General features: G+C 70.0%; 19 protein-coding genes. 12 read left to right on the top strand and 7 right to left on the bottom strand.

Features of this window, described 5'->3' with window-relative positions; genetic code table 11:
- Nucleotides 1-6: 6 nt before the first annotated feature.
- From J2S22_RS10565 to J2S22_RS10550, 4 genes are read left to right on the top strand one after another with little or no spacing between them, the layout of a single operon-like run.
- On the top strand, nucleotides 7-1,860 hold the full coding sequence (locus tag J2S22_RS10565; RefSeq protein ID WP_272778473.1) for a GMC oxidoreductase: 1,854 nt from the start codon (nucleotides 7-9) through the stop codon (nucleotides 1,858-1,860).
- Nucleotides 1,861-1,862: 2 nt separating this feature from the next.
- On the top strand, nucleotides 1,863-3,164 hold the full coding sequence (locus J2S22_RS10560; protein ID WP_272778472.1) for a cupin domain-containing protein: 1,302 nt from the start codon (nucleotides 1,863-1,865) through the stop codon (nucleotides 3,162-3,164).
- Between the two features lie 15 nt (nucleotides 3,165-3,179).
- The gene (locus tag J2S22_RS10555) at nucleotides 3,180-4,481 is read left to right on the top strand and encodes a cupin domain-containing protein (RefSeq protein WP_272778471.1); all 1,302 of its coding nucleotides are present in this window, start codon (nucleotides 3,180-3,182) and stop codon (nucleotides 4,479-4,481) included.
- A 24-nt stretch (nucleotides 4,482-4,505) separates the two neighbouring features.
- Nucleotides 4,506-6,449, top strand: coding sequence for an alpha amylase C-terminal domain-containing protein (locus J2S22_RS10550; protein WP_272778470.1), 1,944 nt, complete (start codon nucleotides 4,506-4,508; stop codon nucleotides 6,447-6,449).
- A 37-nt stretch (nucleotides 6,450-6,486) separates the two neighbouring features.
- Here the strand turns inward: J2S22_RS10550 and J2S22_RS10545 are convergent, their stop codons facing one another.
- Nucleotides 6,487-7,395 carry a LysR family transcriptional regulator gene (locus tag J2S22_RS10545; protein ID WP_272778469.1) on the bottom strand — a complete coding sequence of 303 codons (909 nt, stop codon included), beginning with the start codon at nucleotides 7,393-7,395 and terminating at the stop codon, nucleotides 6,487-6,489.
- Between the two features lie 122 nt (nucleotides 7,396-7,517).
- Here J2S22_RS10545 and J2S22_RS10540 point away from each other — a divergent pair, with 122 nt between their 5' ends.
- The 6 genes from J2S22_RS10540 (at nucleotide 7,518) to tkt (ending at nucleotide 14,963) form a co-directional block, all read left to right on the top strand.
- The gene (locus tag J2S22_RS10540; protein ID WP_272778468.1) at nucleotides 7,518-9,029 is read left to right on the top strand and encodes a form I ribulose bisphosphate carboxylase large subunit; all 1,512 of its coding nucleotides are present in this window, start codon (nucleotides 7,518-7,520) and stop codon (nucleotides 9,027-9,029) included.
- Between the two features lie 155 nt (nucleotides 9,030-9,184).
- A complete protein-coding gene (locus J2S22_RS10535) occupies nucleotides 9,185-9,571 on the top strand; it encodes a ribulose bisphosphate carboxylase small subunit (RefSeq protein ID WP_272778467.1) in 387 nt (128 codons plus the stop codon).
- 131 nt (nucleotides 9,572-9,702) lie between these two features.
- Nucleotides 9,703-10,635, top strand: a complete 933-nt coding sequence (gene cbbX / locus J2S22_RS10530; RefSeq protein ID WP_272778466.1) for a CbbX protein — start codon at nucleotides 9,703-9,705, stop codon at nucleotides 10,633-10,635.
- Between the two features lie 53 nt (nucleotides 10,636-10,688).
- The gene (locus J2S22_RS10525; protein WP_272778465.1) at nucleotides 10,689-11,732 is read left to right on the top strand and encodes a class 1 fructose-bisphosphatase; all 1,044 of its coding nucleotides are present in this window, start codon (nucleotides 10,689-10,691) and stop codon (nucleotides 11,730-11,732) included.
- Between the two features lie 169 nt (nucleotides 11,733-11,901).
- Nucleotides 11,902-12,780 (top strand): phosphoribulokinase, encoded by an 879-nt coding sequence (locus tag J2S22_RS10520; protein WP_272778464.1) that lies wholly within the window; start codon nucleotides 11,902-11,904, stop codon nucleotides 12,778-12,780.
- Between the two features lie 242 nt (nucleotides 12,781-13,022).
- The gene (tkt, locus tag J2S22_RS10515) at nucleotides 13,023-14,963 is read left to right on the top strand and encodes a transketolase (protein ID WP_370878198.1); all 1,941 of its coding nucleotides are present in this window, start codon (nucleotides 13,023-13,025) and stop codon (nucleotides 14,961-14,963) included.
- A 122-nt stretch (nucleotides 14,964-15,085) separates the two neighbouring features.
- On the opposite strand, the gene J2S22_RS10510 is transcribed toward tkt, so the two are convergent.
- The 5 genes from J2S22_RS10510 to J2S22_RS10490 form a co-directional block, all read right to left on the bottom strand.
- Nucleotides 15,086-15,931 (bottom strand): ABC transporter permease, encoded by an 846-nt coding sequence (locus J2S22_RS10510; RefSeq protein ID WP_272778462.1) that lies wholly within the window; start codon nucleotides 15,929-15,931, stop codon nucleotides 15,086-15,088.
- Entirely contained in the window at nucleotides 15,924-16,724 is an 801-nt protein-coding gene (locus J2S22_RS10505; RefSeq protein WP_307155825.1) for an ABC transporter permease, read from the bottom strand. Before J2S22_RS10505 ends, J2S22_RS10510 begins: the two co-directional genes overlap by 8 nt.
- A 128-nt stretch (nucleotides 16,725-16,852) precedes the next feature.
- Entirely contained in the window at nucleotides 16,853-17,911 is a 1,059-nt protein-coding gene (locus J2S22_RS10500; RefSeq protein ID WP_272778460.1) for an extracellular solute-binding protein, read from the bottom strand.
- Between the two features lie 32 nt (nucleotides 17,912-17,943).
- The gene (locus tag J2S22_RS10495; protein WP_284701185.1) at nucleotides 17,944-19,056 is read right to left on the bottom strand and encodes an ABC transporter ATP-binding protein; all 1,113 of its coding nucleotides are present in this window, start codon (nucleotides 19,054-19,056) and stop codon (nucleotides 17,944-17,946) included.
- A gap of 135 nt (nucleotides 19,057-19,191) precedes the next feature.
- Nucleotides 19,192-19,938 carry a GntR family transcriptional regulator gene (locus J2S22_RS10490; protein WP_272778458.1) on the bottom strand — a complete coding sequence of 249 codons (747 nt, stop codon included), beginning with the start codon at nucleotides 19,936-19,938 and terminating at the stop codon, nucleotides 19,192-19,194.
- A gap of 153 nt (nucleotides 19,939-20,091) precedes the next feature.
- Between J2S22_RS10490 and J2S22_RS10485 the strand changes: the two genes are divergently transcribed.
- Together J2S22_RS10485 and J2S22_RS10480 are read left to right on the top strand one after the other, a co-directional pair.
- Nucleotides 20,092-21,036, top strand: a complete 945-nt coding sequence (locus tag J2S22_RS10485; protein ID WP_272778457.1) for a polysaccharide deacetylase family protein — start codon at nucleotides 20,092-20,094, stop codon at nucleotides 21,034-21,036.
- Entirely contained in the window at nucleotides 21,033-21,713 is a 681-nt protein-coding gene (locus J2S22_RS10480; RefSeq protein ID WP_272778456.1) for an aspartate/glutamate racemase family protein, read from the top strand. The genes J2S22_RS10485 and J2S22_RS10480 overlap by 4 nt, the downstream gene beginning before the upstream one ends.
- A 93-nt stretch (nucleotides 21,714-21,806) precedes the next feature.
- On the opposite strand, the gene J2S22_RS10475 is transcribed toward J2S22_RS10480, so the two are convergent.
- A complete protein-coding gene (locus J2S22_RS10475) occupies nucleotides 21,807-22,457 on the bottom strand; it encodes a carboxymuconolactone decarboxylase family protein (protein ID WP_272778455.1) in 651 nt (216 codons plus the stop codon).
- Nucleotides 22,458-22,565 lie beyond the last annotated feature (108 nt).

The raw sequence follows: 22,565 nt of genomic DNA, 5'->3' as shown, positions 1-22,565 counted from the left end.
CTCGCCATGAGGGACAGCTTCGACGTGGTCGTGATCGGCAGCGGCGCGGGTGGCGCCCCGATCGCCAACCGGCTGGTGCGGCAGGGCAAGTCGGTGCTGGTGTTCGACAAGGGCCCGCTGCTGCGGCCGGACTACGAGGTTCCGGGCCGGCGCAGCGACTATCGCCGCGACGAGCTCTTCTCCTCCGGCGCCGAGAAGATCCTGCGCGTCCCCGGCCTCGCGAATGCCGGCGTGTCCTACTACAGCAGCCATGTCGAGCCGGACATCAACGACGAGCCGCACGTCTATCGCGGACCCGACAATCGGGACTACGGGACGATCGAGGGCTACACGGCCCAGGTGGTCGGCGGCGGAACCCAGCTCTACGGCGGCGTCTCGCTGCGCTTCACGCCGACCGACCTGCGCCTGAAGAGCTTCAACGAGCAGCGCCGCTCCCCCCTCAAGGACGATCCGGCCGGCGACGTGAAGCGGGAGGCGCGCGACTGGCCGTACGACTACGCGACGCTCGAGCCGTACTACGCCATGGCCGAGGAGCTGGTCGGCATCTGCGGCACCAACGACAACCAGCAGAAGCCGTTCACCAGCGGCAACCGCTACCAGCCGCCGCTCCAGCCCAATCCGATCAGCGCCTACGCGAACGACGGGATGGCCGAGCTGGGGCGCCGGCTCGGGTCGAACATCGAGCCGTACCGCACGCCGCTCGCCGTCATCACCCGCGACCACGCGCCGAGCGGACGCAAGATCCCGCGCGACGCCGCCGGCAATCCCGACCCCGAGTCCGCCAAGACCAGCTACGTGAACCGCTACGGCGATCCGCTCGGGCTGAAATCGAACACCTGGGTGTCGCTGCTCGGCCCGGTGGCGCGGGAGGCGGGCTTCGAGATCCGACCGAACTGCGTGGTCACGCATCTGTCCAGCCAGAACGGCCGGGTGACGCAGGTTCACTACCTGGACCCGGGCGGCATCGCGCGCACCGTCAGCGGCCGGATCGTGGTGGTGGCGTGCTCGGCGATCGAATCGGTGCGGCTGCTCAAGCTCTCGGCCGCCCAGGACGACGACTTCGACCGCCGCATCAACCAGAACCCGCTGCTCGGGCGCTACTTCCTCACCCATTGCTTCGGCGGCGCGCGGGCCCTGATGCCCGGCCGGTTCGACAAGTCGAAGGCGCTCGACGCCGACTGGGCGACCGACTGCTGCGCCACCGACGAGTTCCTCGAGGCGAACAATCTCTGGGCCGGCGCCGCGATCTACAACAACACCTCGGACCAGGCGCTGCCACTGTCGCTGTTCCGCACCCACGGCAGCCAGGATCTCGACACCTTGTGGAACGGCTTCATGTCCGACGTCGGCATGCGGGCCGACGGGTTCATCAAGTTCCTCGACGACGAGTTCGGCCGCGGCCTGTCGATCAGCTTCATGGCCAACCAGGTGCCGCAGTTCGACAATAGGATCGAGCTGCATCCGACCGTCAAGGACAAGTGGGGCCGCCCGGTCGCCTATGTGATCAAGACCTGGCATCCGCACGACCGCTACCTGATGGACACGATGGCGCGGCAGTGCGGCAACGTGCTGCGCTACGGCGGCGATCCGGTCGGTCGCAACTACCCGATCCAGGGGCAGGGAGCCATCTACATGGCGGAGAACGCGCTCGCCCGCATGGCGAACCACATCCTCGGCGGCGCCCGCTTCGGCACCGACCCGAAGGACAGCGTGCTCGACCCGCAGAACCGCGCCTGGGAGTTCGACAACCTCTACGTCACCGACGGGGCGTTCATGCCGACCTCCGGCGGTGCCAACCCGACGCTGACGATCCAGGCCAACGCGTTCCGCGTGGCCGACCACCTGCTGACGCGAGTGTGACCATGGATCCGCGCTTTTCAGCCATCGAGAAGGACGAGGTCATCCGGGCCGGCGCCGAGATCGTCAAGGAGCGTCGGGATTCGGAAGGGATGGCGCGGCTCGAGGCGGCGGCCGCGACCAATCCGAACTTCGACGCGCCCTGGAACACGATCTTCAAGGTCGTCTTTTTCCCGGACCGCATCTATCACGCCCAGTACCTCAACGCGACGCGCAGCCCGCGCTACCAGTACAACGTGCTCGAGGTGCGCGGCCGCGCCGACCTGATCGTCCTCAAGGCCGAGGTCTATCTGGACGGCAAGTATCTGTGCAACGCGCTGCGCATCGAGTACCGGGCCGGGCGGCTCGCCGAGCAGGTGCGCGAGCGCGGCCGCTTCCTCGGCGACGAGGTCCTGGCCTGGATCGAGCTGACCCACAGCGATCCGGCGGTCGGGCCCGCGCTCAAGCGCTACGTGAAGCTGTTCTACGACACCTATGTCGACGCCTACCAGGTCGAGATCTGGGAGACGTTGGAGCCGCCGCGGTCGGCCACCCATTCGTTCAAGGTGCTGGACCAGATGGGGCTGCACAAGCCGATCACGACGATTCCCGGGTTCCGGCACGCGCTGAAGGATCTCTACGGCATCGTCGACGTCCGGCTCTCGTTCCGCGAGGCCGACCTCGACCGGCCGTTCAACTATCGGATCAAGGCGGACAACGCCGGCTGGGACAACGACTACGTCCGTTCGCACCAGGAGCCCAACCGGCCGGAGCCCAACTCGCCGCAGAACACCATTGGCGACGGCCTCTATCTGGTGAACTTCCAGCGCGGCTTCGTGCTCGACGCCGAGGCGATCACGCCGGTGTACTACCAGAACGCGATCACGGAGCCGAGCAGCAGCGACTACTTCACCGGGCCGCCGCCGGAGCCGGGCAGGTTCGACGGCGACAAGAACGTCATGGGCATGCGCTGGATCGTCCAGCGCGAGCTCGGCGGCACGATCGTCTACTTCCACCAGGTCGTCGTGCCGCCCGGGGCGGTCGAGGGTACCCACCAGCACATCGGCTCGGAGGAGCTCTACTACTTCATCGAAGGCGAGGGCATCGCCTATTTGGGTGACGGCGACGACCCGGCCGTCGACGCGAAATACCCGCTGGTCGACCCGACGCCGGACATCTACGGGCTCGGGCCGAAGCCGTGCCGGGAGATCCCGGTGCGCCCCGGCATCACGATCTTCACCAAGAGCGGCGGCATCCACGGCGTGCGCAACCCGAAGGGCAATGCGGGGCCGCTGAAGTTCGTCGCCTTCGGCTATCACACCTCCTGAAGAGGCGGATCCACGATGTCGGAGATCGTCACCACCGACCACGTCGTCCGCATCCCGCCCGGCGAGACCCCGGACTACAACAGCGACAATCCGCTGGTCCGGCTGATCGGCTACGCGGAGGCCCAGCACCTCGCCGCGGCACGGCACTACTACCTGACCGACGACCTGCAGGCGCTGGTGCCGTTCAGCGAGCTGACGCTCGCCGGGCCGCAGGGCGCCGACGCCGACATCCTCGACCCGACCCGGCAGGACAGCAAGAACGACTTCCAGAAGCAGAACGTCCGCGACTTCCTGGTCACCGACACCTACATCCTGCGCGGCTGGGTGACCACCAGCGCCTGGCGGGACCTCGAGAACGTCGACCCGCAGCCGGCCCGCATCGTGCCGTTCATCAAGCTCTCCTACCGGGCCGGCCCGGATTCGAAGCTCGCCGAGCTGATGGGCGGGCTGCCCGGAAAGACCATCCGGCTGTTCCTCAAGGTCAACGGGCGGGACGCGGGCGGGCTGATCACGGTGCCTTACGTCGAGGCGACCGACCGCTACGAGATCGAGCTGTGGGGCGACCCCGGGGCGGATCTCCGCCGGGTCTTCGCCGACAACGAGGACGAGAGCGGGCTGCGGGCGCTCGACAGCGGCGAGCTGGTCACCCGGCCGGACATCGTCCGCGGCGAGAAGAGCGCGTTCGATCGCGAGGGCAAGGACGACGTCGACATGCGCAGCGTCGCGCCGGACTGCGCGATGCACCCGATCCTGCCGCTGCGGCTCGAGCTGGCGTGGGTCGACGAGACCGGCCGGGTCTGGGATTCGCAGGACGGGCGGAACTACCATTACGAGTTCGCCATGCCGGTGCGCGGCTGGGACGCCTATCTCAAGGCGGGGATCAGCCCGAGCCCGCACGGCGGCGTCGGGTTCCTGCACTACCGCAACCTGATGTCGAACTACTTCGCGTTCGCCGGCTCGGGCGAGCTCGGCCGCACCATCGAGCCGTGGCAGTTCGACGCCTACGGCCGCAAGGCGGCGGGCGAGCGCACCGAGGGCTTCCTCGCGGTCGACTACATCGACCTCCACATCCTCAAGAACAATTGCGGCATCGGGATCCACCGGCACCGCGACAACCAGGAGATCTTCTTCCTGCTGCGCGGCCAGGCCGTGATGATGGTCGGCGACTGGACCAAGATGCCGACCCGCGAACGCTGCTTCGAGCTCCGCACCCTCAAGGCCGGGCACTTCGCGCTGCTCAAGCCGGGGCAGCTCCACGCGCTGATGAACGCGACCGACGTCGACATCTTCCTGATGATGTTCGGCGGCTACGACTGACGCCTGCTGCGAAGGGGCCATCGGATGACGGCGAGCCAGAGGGGGATCGGCCCGACGACGCGGATGGGGGCCAATGTGTTCCCGGGCGGAAGCACGTTCCGGACCTGGGCGCCGCGCGCGACGGCGGTCCACGTCTCCGGACCGTTCAACGGCTGGAGCAGGGCCGACGAGGCGACCCGGCTGGTCAAGGACGGGCAGGGGTTCTGGACCGGCTTCCTGCCGGGCGTGACCGACGGCACCGAGTACAAGTTCTACGTCGTCGGGCCGACCGGCCGCGAGGGGTTCAAGCGCGATCCGCACGCCCGCGAGCTGAGCGCGCCGAGCTGGAACTGCGTCGTCTGCGATCCCGCCCGCTATCCCTGGCACGACTTGGCCTTCCGGGCGCCGCCGTTCGAGGATCTGATCATCTACCAGTTCCACGTCGGCACGTTCAGTGCGCTCGACGCGGCCGGACGCGACATCCGGCCGGGCCGGGTGGCGAAGTTCCTCGACGTGCTGGACCGGGTCGAGTACCTGGCCGATCTCGGGGTGACCGCGGTCCAGCCGCTGCCGATCGTCGAGTATCCGACCCGGTTCAGCCTCGGCTACAACGGCGTCGACTATTTCTCGCCGGAGTTCGACTACGGCGTGTCGGATGCCGATCTCGGCCGCTATCTGGCGCGCGCCAACGCGCTGCTCGCGGCGCGCGGCCATCCGCCGGTGGCGATGCAGGACGTCACCGGGGCGGCCAACCAGCTGCGGCTCCTCGTCGACATCCTCCACGTCTACGGCATGGCCGTGATCCTCGACGTGGTCTACAACCACGCCGGCGGCGACTTCGGCGACGAGAGCCTCTACTTCTTCGACCGGCTCGATCCCGGCAACCAGAACGACAGCCTCTATTTCACCGACCGCGAATGGGCCGGCGGCCTGGGCTTCGCCTACTGGAACGACGGCGTCCGCCAGTTCCTGATCGACAACGCGCTGTCCTACCTGTCGGAATACCATGTCGACGGCTTCCGCTACGACGAGGTCAGCGTCATCGACAATTTCGGCGGCTGGCGGTTCTGCCAGGATCTCACCGGCACGGTGCGGTTCGTGAAGCCGTCGGCCGTGCAGATCGCCGAGTTCTGGAAGGACGGCAAGGACTGGGCGGTGCGCCCGAGCGCCTTCGGCGGCGCCGGATTCGACCTCGTCTGGCACGACGGCATGCGCGAGGCGGTGCGCGGCGCGGTCGGCCAGGCGGCGGGCGGACGCGACGCCTTCGTCGATCTCGACCGGGTGGCCGGCGCGCTGCGGCCGCCGCCGGGCTTCGACGGCGCGTGGCGCGCCGTGCAGATGCTGGAGAACCACGACGGCCTGCTGATCGATCACGCGCCGCACGACCAGCGGCCGCGGGTCGCCAAGATCGCCCACTGGGACGATCCGCGCTCCTGGTATGCGCGCAGCCGCGCCCGCGTCGCCACCGGCCTGCTGCTGACCGGGCCGGGCGTGCCGATGCTGTTCATGGGGCAGGAGTTCCTCGAGGACAAGATGTGGAGCGACTCGCCGGACCGCAGCGACCTGCGCATCTGGTGGGAGGGGCTCGCGACCGACAGGGCGATGAGCGATCACCTGCGCTTCACCCGCGAGCTGATCGCGCTGCGGCGGCGCCTCGCGGCGCTGCGGCGCGGCGCCATGAACGTGTTCCACGTCCACAACGGCAACCGGGTGATCGCCTTCCACCGCTGGATCGAGGGCTTCGGCGACGATCTCGTCGTGGTGGCGAGCTTCGCCGAGACGACGCACTCCGGCTACCGGCTCGGCTTCCCGCGCGGCGGCCTCTGGCGCGAGGTGTTCAACAGCGACGTCTACGACAACTGGGTCAATCCGATCGTCGCCGGCAACGGCAGCGGCGTGGTCGCCGGCGGTCCGCCGATGCACGGCCTGCCGGCCTCCGCCGAGATCGTCATCCCGGCCAACGGGCTCGTCTGCTTCCAGCCCGGGTGACGGTCCGGATCGTCGCCGGTCCCGGGCGCCGGTGCCCTCACGGCCTGGGCAGGAAGGTCGCCCCTTCCGCCGCCAGGAACGCGCGCAGCGCCTGGGCGGCCGGCATCAGGCGGCGGGACGCGAGCCGCACCACGAACCAGGCGCGCTCGAGCGGCAGGCCGTCGACGTCGAGCACCTTCAGGCGGCCGTCGGCGATCTCCGCCGCGATGGTGTGGGCCGAGATGAAGGCGAGGCCCAGGCCCGCCATCACGGCCTGCTTGATGGTCTCGTTGGAGCCGATCTCCATGCCGATGGTCGGCGCCAGGCCGGCCTTGGCGAAGAAGCTCTCCATCAGGGTGCGGGTGCCCGAGCCCGGCTCGCGCACCAGGAAGGTCTCCTCGGCCAACGCCTGCGGGGCGAGGCGGCGCTTCTTCGCGAGGGGGTGATCGGGCGGGGCGACGACGACGTGCGGGTGCGGGCCGATGCGGTCGCTCTCGATCTCCACCCCCTCGGGCGGGCGGCCCATCACGCAGACGTCGAACAGCCCGGCCTCGAACTGGGCGACGATGTCGCGACGGTTGCCGACGACGAGCTGCAGCTCGACCTTCGGGTGCTTGCGGGCGAAGGCCGCCAGCATGCGGGGCGCGAAATACTTGGCGGTGGAGACCACGCCGACCGTCACCCGGCCGGCATCGAGCGACTTCAGCGAGGCCAGTGCCTCGCGGCACTCGGCGATCGCCGCCTCGACCTTGCGGGCGGCGAGCAGCAGCTCCCGGCCGGCCGCCGTGGGCGTCAGCCCGCGGCCGTCGCGGTCGAACAGCGGCAGGCCGATCTCGTCCTCCAGCTGGCGCATCTGCATGGTCACGGCGGGCGGCGTGACGTGGTTGGCCTCGGCGGCGGCCGCGAAGCTGCCGAGCCGGGCGGCGCTGTCGATCAGGCGGAGCTGCTTCAGGGTGAGGTTGCGCATGGGACGGCCGGGGTCCGGAATGGGTTAAGGCGATCTGAAGTGGAGCTTCAGAACATTAAAATTTACTGATGCATTCGGAAATTGCAATGTCGGCGTCGAGGACAGCCGAGGAGCCCTTTTCGATGACCAGCGTCACTTCGCTCGCCCCGCCCGCCACCGGCAACGCGCCGGCCGGTGCCGCACCGCAAGGCGCCATCACGGACGCCAAGAAGCGCTACGCCGCCGGCGTGCTGAAATACGCGCAGATGGGCTACTGGGACGGCGACTACGAGCCCAAGGAGACCGATCTCCTGGCGGTGTTCCGTATCACCCCGCAGGAGGGCGTCGATCCGGTCGAGGCGGCCGCCGCGGTGGCGGGCGAGAGCTCGACGGCGACCTGGACCGTGGTGTGGACCGACCGGCTGACCGCCTGCGACAGCTACCGCGGCAAGGCCTACAAGGTCGAGCCGGTGCCGGGCCAGCCGGGGCAGTACTTCGTCTACATCGCCTACGACCTGATCCTGTTCGAGGAAGGCTCGATCGCCAACCTCACCGCGTCGATCATCGGCAACGTGTTCTCGTTCAAGCCGCTCAAGGCGGCGCGCCTCGAGGACATGCGGCTGCCGGTCGCCTATGTGAAGACCTTCAAGGGCCCGCCGACCGGCATCGTGGTCGAGCGCGAGCGGCTCAACTCGTTCGGCCGTCCGCTGCTCGGCGCCACCATCAAGCCGAAGCTCGGCCTCTCCGGCAAGAACTACGGCCGTGTCGTCTACGAGGCGCTGCGCGGCGGCCTCGACTTCACCAAGGACGACGAGAACATCAACTCGCAGCCCTTCATGCACTGGCGCGACCGCTTCCTCTACTGCATGGAGGGCGTCAACCAGGCGATGGCGCGCACCGGCGAGGTGAAGGGCCACTATCTCAACATCACGGCCGGCACCATGGAGGAGATGTACCGGCGCGCCGCGTTCGCCAAGGAGCTCGGATCCGTGATCGTGATGGTGGATCTCATCATCGGCTGGACCGCGATCCAGTCGATCTCCGAGTGGGCCCGGGCCAACGACATGATCCTGCACATGCACCGCGCCGGTCACGGCACCTACACGCGGCAGAAGAGCCACGGCATCTCGTTCCGGGTGATCGCCAAGTGGCTGCGGCTGGCCGGCGTCGACCACCTGCATGCCGGCACCGCGGTCGGCAAGCTCGAGGGCGACCCGATGACGGTCCAGGGCTACTACAACGTCTGCCGCGAGCGTCACAACGCGGTGGACCTGCCGCGTGGCCTGTTCTTCGAGCAGGACTGGGCCGACATCCGCCGCGTCATGCCGGTCGCCTCCGGCGGCATCCATGCCGGGCAGATGCACCAGCTGCTGAATCTCTTCGGCGACGACGTGGTGCTGCAGTTCGGCGGCGGCACCATCGGCCACCCGATGGGCATCGAGGCCGGCGCGATCGCCAACCGGGTCGCGCTGGAGGCCATGGTGCTGGCCCGCAACGAGGGCCGCGACATCCTCTCGGAGGGCCCGGAGATCCTGCAGGCGGCGGCGAAGTGGTGCAAGCCGCTGGAGGCGGCGCTGCACACCTGGGGCTCGGTGACGTTCGACTACACCTCGACCGACACCTCGGACTTCGTCCCCACCGCCTCGGTGGCGTGATTCAGCAGCCTCGGTCATTCCGGGGCGCCGCGCAGCGGCGAACCCGGAATCCAGCGGCAGTCTCGGAGTGTTTGGTTGGATTCCGGGTTCGCGCCAGGGGCGCGCCCCGGAATGACGGAAACAGAATTCGCCGCCGCGCGGCAAGGAGCACAGCAATGCGTATCACCCAGGGGGCCTTCTCGTTCCTCCCCGACCTCACCGACGAGCAGATCGCCGCGCAGATCGAGTACGCGCTCGCGCATGGCTGGGCGGTGAGCCTCGAATTCACCGACGACCCGCATCCGCGCCACACCTACTGGGACATGTGGGGCATCCCGATGTTCGACCTGAAGGACGCCGCCGGCGTCATGGGCGAGCTGAAGGCCTGCCGGGCCGCGCATCCGGACAGCTACATCCGCCTCTCCGCCTTCGACTCGACCCGCGGCTGGGAGACGGTGCGGCTCGCCTTCATGGTGCACCGGCCCAAGGAGGAGGTGGCCTATCGCCTCCAGCGCACCGAGGGGCCGGGCCGGGTGCAGCATTATTCGGTGGTGCGGGCCTAGCCTCGCTGGTCATTCCGGGGCGTCGCGCAGCGACGAACCCGGAATCCAGAGCCGGGCTCGGAATTGGTGGCTGGATTCCGGGTTCGCGCCTTCGGCGCGCCCCGGAATGACGGGTGGCAGCGGAGACGGTCATGACCATCGGCACGATCGGAACGGGGCAGGCGGTGCCGGTCGCGGGCGCGGCGGGCGACAACCCGGCGGACGCCCGGGTCGACCTCAAGGCGCTCTACCACGAGACCCAGATCGACGCCGTGCTCGCCGAGCTCGACGCCGCGCTGATCGGCCTGAAGCCGGTGAAGCGGCGCATCCGCGAGATCGCCGCCTATCTGCTGGTCGACAAGGCGCGCCGCACGCTCGGGCTCACCGCGACGCCGCCGACCCTGCACATGGCGTTCACGGGCAATCCCGGCACCGGCAAGACCACGGTGGCGCTGCGCATGGCCAGCATCCTTCACCGCCTGGGCTATGTGCGAAAAGGCCACCTCGTCTCGGTGACACGCGACGATCTCGTCGGTCAGTATATCGGCCACACGGCGCCGAAGACCAAGGAAGTGCTCAAGCGCGCCATGGGCGGCGTCCTGTTCATCGACGAGGCCTACTATCTCTACCGGCCCGAGAACGAGAAGGACTACGGCCAGGAGGCGATCGAGATCCTGCTCCAGGTGATGGAGAACCAGCGCGAGGACCTCGTCGTGATCCTGGCCGGCTACGGCGACCGCATGGAGACCTTCTTCTCGGCGAATCCCGGGTTTCGCTCGCGCATCGCGCACCACATCGACTTTCCCGATTACGAGGACGCCGAGCTGGTGGCCATCACGGAGACGCTCGCGGCCGCCGAGGGCTACCGGTTCGACGACGGGGCGCGGGCCGCGCTGGTCGACTACGTCACGGCGCGGCGGCGGAGGCCGTCCTTCGCGAACGCACGATCCATGCGCAACGCCTTCGACCGGGCGCGGCTGCGCCAGGCGATGCGGCTGTTCGAGGCCGACGGACCGGTCGACCAGGACGCGCTGCGCACCATCACGGCGGCGGAAATCCGCGCCAGCCGGGTTTTTTCGGACTGACAGCTGGTGCCGGCGGCGCGACAGTGCACGCCGGAGCGGGACGGGGAACGATCATGGCGGACACACTCGACGATTATCTGGCACGCTGGGCCGGCGCGGACGAGACCCGGAGCGCCGTGCGAAAAACCCTGGTGGCGATCGCCGGGGCGACCGCGGCGATCTCGGCCATCGTCGCCGACGGGCCGCTCGCCGGGGCGCTGTCGGCCACCCTCGGCAAGGGGGCGGACGGCTACGACGAGCAGAAGGAGCTCGACGTCCGCGCCGACGCCCTGCTGTTCGAGGCCCTGAAGGCGGCGCCGGTCGCCGCCTACGCCTCCGAGGAGGCCGAGCTGCCGGTCTCCGTGACGGCGGGGGCGCCGCTGCTGGTCGCCATCGACCCGCTCGACGGCTCCTCCAACATCGACACCGACGTGACCATCGGCACCATCTTCTCGGTGCTGCCGGCGCCGGCGGGCGTCGACCCGGTGTCGGAGGCAGCGTTCTTCCAGACGGGGCGCTCCCAGCTCGCCGCCGGCTACACGGTCTACGGGCCGCACACGGCGCTGGTGCTCAGCGTCGGCGAGGGCACGGTGCACTTCGTGCTCGACCGCAAGCTCGGCGTCTACCGCCTGGTGGCGGAGCGGGTCACCATCCCGGCCGCGGCGAAGGAGTTCGCCATCAACATGTCGAACCACCGGCACTGGGACGACCGGCTGCGCCTCTACATCGACGATCTGCTGCAGGGCAAGGACGGGCCGCGCGAGGTCGACTACAACATGCGCTGGATCGCCTCGATGGTGGCGGAGGCGCACCGCATCATCATCCGGGGCGGCATCTATCTGTATCCGGCCGACACGCGGGCCGGCTACACGCAGGGGCGGCTGCGCCTCGTCTACGAGGCCTTTCCCATTGCGCTCCTGATGGAGCAGGCGGGTGCCGCGGCGACCGACGGGCGCACGCCGATCCTGGATCTGGTGCCGGAGAAGCTGCACCAGCGCGTGCCCCTGATCTTCGGCTCGCGCGAGAAGGTCGACCGCGTGTCGAACTATCTCACCGGCCCCGGCGAGATCGCCGAGCGCTCGCCGCTGTTCGGCAAGCGGGGGCTGCTGACGGCGTGAGAGCAGCGGCGTCGAGGATTTGAATTGAGCCATTTCCCGGTCATTCCGGGGCGCCGCGGAGCGGCGAACCCGGAATCCAGCCAAGAATGCAGTCGTTGCCGCTGGATTCCGGGTTCGCACCCGCGGTGCGCCCCGGAATGACGGCAGACAGAAGTCCGGGTTCAGGAAAATGTCCGTCAAGCATCCGATCATCTCGGTCACCGGCTCCTCCGGAGCGGGGACCACCACGGTCAAGCACACCTTCGACCAGATCTTCCGCCGCGAGGGCATCACGGCGGTGTCGATCGAGGGCGACGCCTTCCATCGCTACGACCGCGCCACCATGAAGGCCGAGATCGCCCGGCGCGCCGCCGAGGGCGACCAGACCTTCAGCCACTTCAACATCGAAGCCAACGAGCTCGAGGAGCTGGAGCGCGTGTTCCGCGAGTATGGCCTGACCGGCAAGGGGCGCACCCGCCACTACGTGCACAGCGCCGAGGAGGCCGAGCGCTTCGGCGCGCCGCCCGGCACCTTCACGGACTGGGCGCCGTTCGAGGACAAGTCGGACCTCCTGTTCTACGAGGGCCTGCACGGCGCGGTGGCGACCGACACCATCAACGTCGCCCAGTATGCCGACCTCAAGATCGGCGTCGTGCCGGTGATCAACCTCGAATGGATCCAGAAGATCCACCGCGACCGCGCGGCGCGCGGCTACTCGACCGAGGCCGTCACCGACACGATCCTGCGCCGCATGCACGCCTATGTGCACGTGATCTGCCCGCAGTTCACCGAGACCGACATCAACTTCCAGCGGGTGCCCACCGTCGACACCTCGAACCCGCTGGTGGCGCGCTGGATCCCGACGCCGGACGAGTCGATGGTGGTGATCCGCTTCAAGAACCCGCGCGGCATCGACTTCGCCTATCTGCGCACCATGATCGACGGCAGCTTCATGAGCCGGGCCAACTCCATCGTGATCCCGGGCGGCAAGCTCGACCTCGCCATGCAGCTGATCCTGACGCCGATGATCCTCAAGCTCGTCGAGCGCAAGCGCCGCGCGCTGGCGTGAGATTCAGCGCGGTCATTCCGGGGCGCGCCGAAGGCGCGAACCCGGAATCCAGCGAACTATTCCGAAAGTGCGGTTGGATTCCGGGTTCGGCGCTGCGCGCCGCCCCGGAATGACCGCCAGAACGATACCGGGGAGACACCACCATGAGCATGCCGGCGACGATCGAGCGGCAGGACGGCGAGGGGCAGGACACGCAGCAGGGGCTCGCCTGGCCCGTGACGGCGGCGCTGCGGGCGCTCGCCATGGACGCGGTCGAGCAGGCGAAATCCGGTCATCCGGGCGCGCCGATGGGCATGGCCGAGATCGCCGCCGTGCTGTGGCGCGGTGTGATGCGGCACGACCCCGCCGACCCGCGCTGGCCCGACCGCGACCGCTTCGTGCTGTCCAACGGCCACGCCTCGATGCTGCTCTACGGGCTGCTGCACCTCACCGGCTACGACCTGCCGATCGACGAGATCAGGCGCTTCCGCCAGCTCCATTCCAAGACGCCGGGCCATCCCGAATACGGCCTGACGCCGGGCGTCGAGACCACCACCGGGCCGCTGGGGCAGGGGCTCACCAACGCGGTCGGCATGGCGCTGGCCGAGAAGACGCTCGCGGCGCAGTTCAACCGGCCGGGCCACGCCATCGTCGATCACCGCACCTTCGTGTTCCTCGGCGACGGCTGCCTGATGGAGGGCATCAGCCACGAGGCGGCCTCGCTCGCCGGCCGGCTCGGGCTGGGCAAGCTGATCGCCGTGTGGGACGACAACGGCATCTCGATCGACGGCAAGGTGACCGAGTGGTTCGCCGACGACACGCCGGCGCGGTTCCGTGCCTATGGCTGGCAGGTGATCGAGGGCGTCGACGGGCACGACCCGGAGGCGATCGCCCGCGCCTTCGCCGAGGCGCTCGCCGACCAGACGAAGCCGACGCTGATCTGCGCCCGCACCACCATCGGCCGCGGCGCGCCGACCAAGCAGGGCCATCAGGACACCCACGGCGCGCCCCTCGGCGCCGAGGAGATCGCCCGCACCCGCGCCGCGATGGGCTGGACGCATCCGCCCTTCCATGTGCCGGCCGAGGTCTATGCCGAATGGGACGGCCGCGCCCGCGGCGCCGCGCTGTCCGCCGCGTGGCGGGCGCGCTTCTCAGCCTATGCGGCCGCCCATCCCGATCTCGCCGCCGAGTTCGAGCGGCGCCTCGCCGGTGACCTGCCGGCGGGCTTCGCCGAGGCCGCGGCCGCGGCGCTCGCCGCCGAGACCGCGTCCGGTGCGGTCGCGACCCGCAAGGCCGGGCAGATCGCGCTGACCGAATTCGCCAAGGCGCTGCCCGAGCTCCTGGGCGGCTCGGCCGACCTCTCGCACTCCAACCTCACCTTCCATCCGAAGAGCGTGCCGGTGACGCGCGATCCGGCCGGCAACCAGATCCTGTTCGGCGTGCGCGAGTTCGGCATGTCGGCGATCGCCAACGGCATCGCGCTGCACGGCGGCTTCATCCCCTATGTCGCGACCTTCCTGGTGTTCTCCGACTACGCCCGCAACGCGGTGCGGATGTCGGCCCTGATGGGGCTGCGGGTGATCTACGTCTTCACCCACGACTCCATCTCGGTCGGCGAGGACGGGCCGACCCACCAGCCGATCGAGCATGTCGAGAGCCTGCGGCTGATCCCCGGCCTCGACGTCTGGCGCCCCGCCGATGCCGCGGAGACGGCGGTGGCGTGGCAGGCGGCGCTGGAGCGGCGCGACGGGCCCTCGGCCCTGATCCTCACCCGCCAGGCGCTGCCGCCGCAGCCGGCCGACCATCTCGACACGCTGGGCCGAACCGGCGCCCGCGTGCTGGTCGAGGCGCCGCACGCCGCCGCGACCCTGGTCGCCACCGGCTCCGAGGTGCGGCTCGCCATGGACGCGGCGAAGCGGCTGGCCGACGACGGCATCGCGGTGCGGGTGGTGTCGATGCCGTGCGTCGAGCGCGTCGAGGCACTGTCGGACGCGGTGCGCGCCGCCCTGGTGCCGCCGGACCGGCCGGTCGTGGTGGTCGAGGCGGGGGCGACGCGCGGCTGGCGCGGCCTCGCCGGCCGGCGTGGCGCGGTGATCGGGCTCGACCGCTTCGGCGAATCCGGCCCCGAGCGCGATCTGCTGACCCATTTCGGCTTCACGGCCGAGGCGGTCGCCGGCACCGTGCGGGCCGTGCTGGCCGGGTGAGGAGCATCGTCGTCCCGCACGGGCGGAACGGCGCCGCGTCCGGCGCCCCGTGCGCCGCGACAGCGGAACACGGGGCCCGACGAGCGAGGATCGGCGGGCGTCACCCGCAGGCGCGCCGCGCGTCAGCGCACGTAGCGGGACAGTCCGGTCAGCCGCTCCATGACCACCATCAGCACGATGGTGGTGACGATCAGCACGCCCGACGCGGCCGCCGCCCGCACGTCCAGCAGGTTCTCGATCAGGTCCCACAGGCGGATCGGCAGCACCTCCGAATGGGCGTCGGCGAGGAAGAGCGAGATGGCGACGTTGTCGAACGACGCCATGAAGGCGATGAAGGCGCCGGCGCCGATGCCGCCCCGGGCGAGCGGAAAGGTGACGTGAGCGAAGGTGAACAGCGCGCCGGCTCCCAGGCTGGACGAGCACTCGGCGAGCACGCGGTCGATCTGGGCCAGGCTCGCGAGGGTGGTGCGCAGGATGAAGGGACAGCAGATCACCGTATGGCCGATGATCAGGGTGGTCATCGACAGGCGCATGTCCAGCAGGCTGAAGGTGAGGAGCAGGCCGAGCGCCAGCGCCAGCCCGGGCAGCAGCAGCGGCGACATCAGCATGGTGTCGGCCACCCGCGCCCAGCGCGATGCGCTCGCGTCGATGGCGATGGCGGCCGATGTCGCGAGGACGGTCGCGGCCGCGGTCGCGACGGCGGCGACCTGCAGGCTGACCAGCGCCGCGTCGACGATCTCGGGAGAGGCGAGGACCAGGGCGCGGTACCACTGGGTGGAGAAGCCGGGCGGCGGGAAGCGCAGCGTCGCCGCCGATGTGAAGGAGGTGACGAGGACGATCACGGTCGGCAGGGCGAGCAGCACCATCGCCGCGCCGCCGAGCGTCGACAGGACCGCCGCATAGCTCCACGCGTCGAGACGCCGCCACAGCCGGGCCCGGCGCGAGGGCGTCCTTGCGGGCTCAGACATGAAGGTGCCTCGTCGCCAGACGGCCGGCCATGTTCAGCAGCGCCACGACGGCCAGCACCGAGATCAGGAGCATCAGCGAGATGGTCGCGGCGAACGGCCAGTTCTGGCCCTGCATGCCCTGCTGGTAGATGTACATCGGCATGAAAAGCAGGCGCCCGCCGCCGACGATGGACTGGGTGACGAGCGCCCCGCAGGCGGCAGCGAAGACCAGCAGCACGCCGGCGATCACGCCGGGCAGGCTGAGCGGCACGACGACGAGGAGCAGGGTCCGCCAGCGGCCCGCACCGAGCGCCGCCGAGGCTTCCGTCAGGCGCGGATCGATCGCCGACAAGGCGGAGATGATCGGCAGCGTCATCAGCGGCAGCTCGATCTGGGCCAGGGTCAGGATCAGCATGGGCTCGGTGTAGAGCAGGGCAACCGGCCCGCCGACGAGGCCGAGCCCCGTCAGGGTCTCGTTCACGAGCCCCTGGCGGCCGAGGATCACGACCCAGGCGAAGGTGCGAACCACGGCGCTGGTCAGCAGCGGCAGCACGATCAGCAGGATCAGCAGCCGCTGCAGCCGCGGCGACGCGGAGACGAACAGCAGCGCCAGGGGATAGCCGAGCACGAGCGCCACGGCCGCGGTCGCCAGGCCGAGCATCAGCGTGCGCCCCAGCACGGGCAGGCTCAGGCCGTCGGTGAGGAACCGGTGGACATGCACCAGCGTCAAGCCGTCCGGGCCGCTGATGCCGACGGCCACGAGCACGAGGACGGGCAGGGCGACGAACACCAGGAAGAAGGCCAGCAGCGGCAAGGCGAGCCACGGCCTGCCGAGCCGTACGCGAAGCCTCCGGCGCGGCGTCGCGGCCGCCGCTGCGGCGGCCGGTGCGGCGACGGCCGCGGATCCGGAGGGGCCGGGCATCGCCATGCGCTCGGCCGGCGTCAGGTCCGGACCTCCTTGTTGAAGCGCTCGATCAGCGCGCTGCGTTGCGGATTGAGGGCCTTCCAGTCGACCAGGGTCAGGGCGGCGAGATCCTGGTCGTTCCTGGCCACCTTCTGCAGCTCGGAGCCGAAGGCGACCGTCCTGTTGGTCGGAGCCAAGAAGTTCGGCGCGGCGGCCATCTGGCCCTGGACGGCACCGGACAGGGCGGCGTCGATATAGGCGTAGCAGAGATCGAGATTCGCGCTGCCGGCGATGGCGTGCAGCGAGTTTCGTACCAGCACCCAGCCGGAGTCCGGCCGCGCGATGGCGATCTCCACGCCCCGCTGCGCCAAGGGCAGGACGGCGTTGAGATAGTTGAAGCCGATGTCGATCTGGCCCTGCTGGAACAGCGTCGCCAGCGCCCCCGGATTGGGGGCCACGGCGCCGAGATTCGGCAGCAGCGTCTTCAGCGCCGCGAAGCCCGGATCCATGTTGCTCTCGCTGCCGCCGTGCAGCTTCGCGATCTCCACCATCCAGGCGGCCCCGAGGCTGCTGCCGAGCCCGGTGATTCCGACCCGGCCCTTGTATTGGGGCTTCCACAGGTCGAGCCAGGAGGTGGGCGGCGTCTTGATCGCGGTCGGATTGTAGACGATGCCCATGATCTGGGCGGAGATGAAGGCGCCGCGGCCGTTGGGGTCGATGAACCGCTCGGGCAGGTCGGCGAGGTTCTTCACCTTGTCCTTCGGCAAGGGTGCGAAGATCCCGAGATCCAGTGCCGCCAGATACGGGCCCTCGTCCATCAGCACGACGTTGAAGGGCGGGTTCGCCCGGGACGCCGCGATCTTGGCGACCGCGTCGAGCGCGAGGACCGGCTGCAGCGCGACGCTCGCGCCGGTGGCCCTGGTGAAGGCCGGCAGCAGGATCTGGCGCTGGGCCACCTCCCAGGTCCCTGGATAGGTCGTGGCGACGAGGCTGCCGGCGGCCTCGGCCCGGCCCGGGATGCCGGACAGCAGGCCGGGCGCGATCGCCGCGGCGGCACCGGAGGCGAGAAGCTGGCGGCGTGAGACGGTGGCGGACATGGCAGGGGCTCCGATGGCGTCGGTCGGTGGCGTCAGTCGATGTAGACAGGGCAGTGGGTCGGGTCGGCGATCTGCAGGTGGACCTGGGCGCCGGGTGTGGCGCCGGGCGCGGCGCCCCGCATGTGCAGGAGCTTGAGCGGGGTTCCGTCCGCCAGCGCCAGGTCGTAGGCGATGGTGGGGCCGAGCGGCATGACCGCGCGCACGACCGCGGCGAACGCGCTCGCCTCGCCGGACGTCGCGAGACGCAGGTTCTCCGGCCGGATCGCCACCAGCACCCGCCCGGGGCGGCCGCACGGCCTGGCCTGGGGCAGCACCAGCACCGGGCCGGCATCGGTGGCGATCCGCGCCTCGCCCCGGCTGTTCAGGAGCCGGCCGGGCAGCAGGTTGGTGTGGCCGACGAAGCTGCTGACGAAGCGGGTGGCCGGGCGGTCGTAGATCTCCTGCGGGGTGCCGAACTGCTCCAGGCGGCCGGCATCGAACACCGCGATCCTGTCGGCGAGGGCGAGCGCCTCCTCCTGGTCGTGCGTCACCATGATGGTGGTCAGGCCGGCGTCGCGGTGGATGCGCTCGAGCTCGATCTGCATGTCGAGGCGCAGGTTCTTGTCGAGCGCGCCGAACGGCTCGTCGAGCAGCAGGATCGACGGGTCGACCGCCAGCGCGCGGGCCAGCGCGACGCGCTGCTGCTGGCCGCCGGAGAGCTGGCGCGGATAACGGTCGGCGAAGGCCGACATGCGCACGAAGCCGAGCATTTCCCGCACCCGCGCGTCGCGCCGGGCGCGGGGCCATCCGCGGGCGCGCAGCCCGTAGTCGACATTGCGCGCCACGGTCATGTGCGGGAACAGCGCATAGTTCTGGAACACGATGCCGACGCCGCGCTCGGCCGGCCCCAGCCCGCCCACCGCAGCGCCGGACATGCGCACCTCGCCGGAGCTCGGCGTGATGAACCCGGCGACGATCCGCAGCAGGGTGGTCTTGCCGCAGCCCGACGGCCCCAGGAAGGCGATGAACTCGCCGGGCGCGATGGCGAGCGACACGTCGTCGATCACGGTCGCCGGTCCGAACCGATGCGAGACGGACGTCAGCTCCACGGACGCGCTGCGGGCCCGGACCGGAGACGGCGAGGGGAGGGCGGCATCGGCGAGCATGGACGGGTGCCCCGAAGCGTGAATGCATCAGCTGCGACAAGCGTCTCAAATATTGTAGACAATTAAAAGATTATATTGTCGCCACCGTGATGGCATTCTGGGCGGCCGGAGGAGGCCGGGCCGGTCCTCGCCGCCTCAGTCGCGGCGGCGCGCCCCGGGCCTGGCCTTGGGGACGATGCCCAGATCCTGGAAGATGGCCGCGATGTCGGCGTCGCTCTCGCCGCGGCCGTCGAGCTTGAGTCGCGCCTGCATGTCGGCGAGATGGCGATCCATCGCCGCGATCGCCCCGGCCTTGTCGCGCGCCAGGATCCGCTCGGCGATGCCAGGATGCGCCTCCGGGCAGCGGTCCTCCGATCCCGGCATCTCGTATTGGGCGATGATCAGCGACGTGCGCAGCGTCAGCTCTTCCATGAACTTGACCAGCACGGGATTGCCGCTCAGCCGCGCGATCTCGACATGGAAGCTGGCGCTGAGGTCCAGCCCGTCCCAGCGGTCGTTGTGCGAATGCGACTTCTCCAGCGCCACCAGCCGCGACAGGTCCCGCGCCATGTCCGGGGTGAAGTGGTCCAGCGCCGCCGAGATCGCCGCCCGCTCCAGGATCTTCCGGGTGTCGAAGACGGCGCGGGCCTCCTCGGGGGAGCATTGCGAGACGAAGGCGCCGCGGTTCGGGATCAGCGTGACCAGGTCGCGCGAGCCGAGATGCGACAGGACCTGCCGGACGTGCGTCCGGTTGGTGCCGAAGGCCGACGCCAGCTCGATCTCCCCGAGCTTCATTCCGGGCCGCAGGCGCTTGAGGCTGATCGCCTTGAGGATGCCCTGGACCACCGGGTCCTGGTCCAGTGTCGTCCGCCCGCCGGCCGACATCGCCTTCGATTTCCGCATCGCGTTCCGCACGTTGTTGTGGGGTCGAGTGTGACAGCCGGGCGGCTTTCCCGCAACCGTCTGCCCAACATATATGCAACAAAAATGGAATAGTATTGTCGACAATAATGGCGGCATGATCTAGCAACCGGACAGGTGCTTTCGGAGAACGGCATGCGGCAGCGTGATCTGGTCGGCTATGGCGGTCGTCCGCCCGCGATGGTCTGGCCGAACGGCGCCAGGGTCGCGGTCTCCCTGGTGGTCAATTTCGAGGAGGGGGCCGAACTGGCCGTCGGCGACGGCGACGAGGTCAGCGAGCGCATCGGCGAGGTGGTGAGCGTCGTGGCGCCGGGGCGCCGCGATCTCGGCCAGGAGGAGATGTTCGCCTACGGCACGCGGGTCGGCCTCTGGCGGTTCCTCGACGCCTTCGACCGGCACGACCGGCGGGCGACGTTCTACATGTGCGGCCGCGCCGTCGAGCGCCTGCCGGACCTCGCGGCCGAGATCGTGGCGCGGGGACACGAGCCGGCCTGCCACGGCTGGCTGTGGCGCCCGCACGCCGACTTCGCCGATCGTGCCGCGGAGCGCGCGTCGCTGGTCCGCTGCATCGACGTCATCCGCGCGGCCACGGGCGAGCGCCCGCTCGGCTTCTGCTGCCGCGGCAGCCAGAGCGTCCATACGCGGGAGCTCCTGGCGGAGCTCGGCTTCGCCTACGACTCGAACGGCTTCGACGACGACCTGCCGTACATGGCGCCGGCCGGCGCCGGCCGGATTCTCGTGGTGCCCTACGGGTTCGACTGCAACGACATGAAGTTCTTCCATCCCAACGGCTTCGTCGAGCCCGACCAGTTCGTGCGCTATGCCGGCGCCGCCCTGTCGACCTTGCTGGACGAGGCGGAGCGGGGCCGCAGCAGTCTCCTCAACATCGGCCTTCACCTGCGGATATGCGGCCGTCCCGCCCGGTTTGCCGCCGTCGAAGGCATTCTCGGCCTGCTCGCGCGCCTCGGCGACCGCGTGTGGGTCGCCCGGCGCATCGACCTGGCCCGCCACTGGATGGCCGCCACCGGACCGGACACGCCGCAGCCCGCACTCGCCGGCGCGGCGGAGCGGCGGCCGTGACGATCCCGGCCGGCCGGGCGATCGGCATCATCCTGCCGTCCTCGAACCGGGTGGTCGAGCGGGCGGCCAGGCATCTGATCGGCGCGCGGCCCGGGGTGGACGCGTGCTTCGCCCGGGTGCCCTATTTCGGCGACGGGCAGGGGCAGCCGGAGACCGGCTACGATGCCGCCTCCTTTCTCGCCGCGGCCGAGCTTCTCGCCCACGCCCGGGTGGGGGTGATCTGCTGGAACGCCACGCGCGGCTCCGCGATCGGCTTCGACGCCGACAGGGAGCTGTGCGCCCTGGTGGAGAGTCGGGTCGGCATTCCGATGGTGACCACGGCGCTCGCGGCGCTCGACGAGTTCGACCGTCGCGGCATCCGGCGGATCGCCCTGGTGACGCACGGCATCCCCGCGAAGGGGCAGGTCTACAAGCTCCGCTTCGCCGAACGGGGCGTGAGCACCTCCAGCGAGCTGCATCTCGGATTCACCGACAATTTCGCGGCCGCCGGCGCGTCGCCCGAGCCGATCGTCGCGTTTGCACGGGCCGTCGCGGCGCGGCGCGACGCGGACGCCGTGCTCGTCTGGAGCACGAACATTCCGGGCTACGGCTTCGCCGATGCGCTGGAGCGCGAGCTCTCGCTGCCGGTGATCGACTCGGCCGTTCTCGGGCTGCGGGCCGCCCTGCGCATCACGTGAGGCCGGCGGCGCCGGCCGGTGAGCGCCGCGTCTTCGCCGGGGGGGCGATCCCGGGCCCGCCCGGGATCGGCGTCGCAGGAGGTCGGGCGCCGGTCAGGCAGCCGTCGCCGGGCGGGTCTTCGACCGCGCCCAGTAGTCCGGGTCGGCCTTCGACCGCGCCAGCGCCTCGGCGGTCTCGAAGCCGGGCGCCATCGAGCCGTCCTGACCGGCCATCACCTGGTGGTGCTCGATGTTCAGGGTCCGCAGCCAGCGCTGCTGGCCCATGGTGATGGCGACGAAATAGCCGATCTCGACCAGCTCGGGCTCGGAGAAGTGGGCGTGCAGCCGGGCCCAGAAGGCGTCGTCGGTCGGCAGGTCCCAGGTGATCGCCTCGGCGTAGGAGAGGGCGGCCTTCTGCCTCTCGTCGTAGCGCGACGAGGTCTCGAAGTTGATCAGGTCGCGGTAGTCGTCCTCGACCAGCCCGGCCCTGGCCGACTTGATCGAACGCTGGTTGCCGCAGAACTCGCACAGCACCGCGCGCGAGACGTAGACGCGGCACAGCTCCTTGATCGAGTGGTCGGCGACGCCCTGGTGGAACACGGTGCGCCAGGTGTCGGCGAACGACCAGAACACCGCCGGCACGTGCGCCCGCACGGCCTGGCTTTCCGGGCGCGGCGTGCCCTCGCGGGCGCAGCGCTCGAGCTCCTGGATCATCGCCGGATCCGTGATGCTGGCAGGCTCCACGTAGCTGATGCGGGGGGCCATCGGCGTTTCCTCTCGATGCTGGTTTGTGTCAGCAAACGTTTGCAAAACCCATCTCCGCAGATCTCGCAGGTCTTGTCAATCGTGCGCGGCCGCGAGTTCTGGCCGCTT

Source organism: Rhodoplanes tepidamans (genome assembly GCF_030813915.1).
Taxonomy (GTDB): domain Bacteria; phylum Pseudomonadota; class Alphaproteobacteria; order Rhizobiales; family Xanthobacteraceae; genus Rhodoplanes; species Rhodoplanes tepidamans.
Note: the sequence above shows the minus strand (reverse complement) of the source record. Positions and strands in the feature narration are given on the sequence as shown.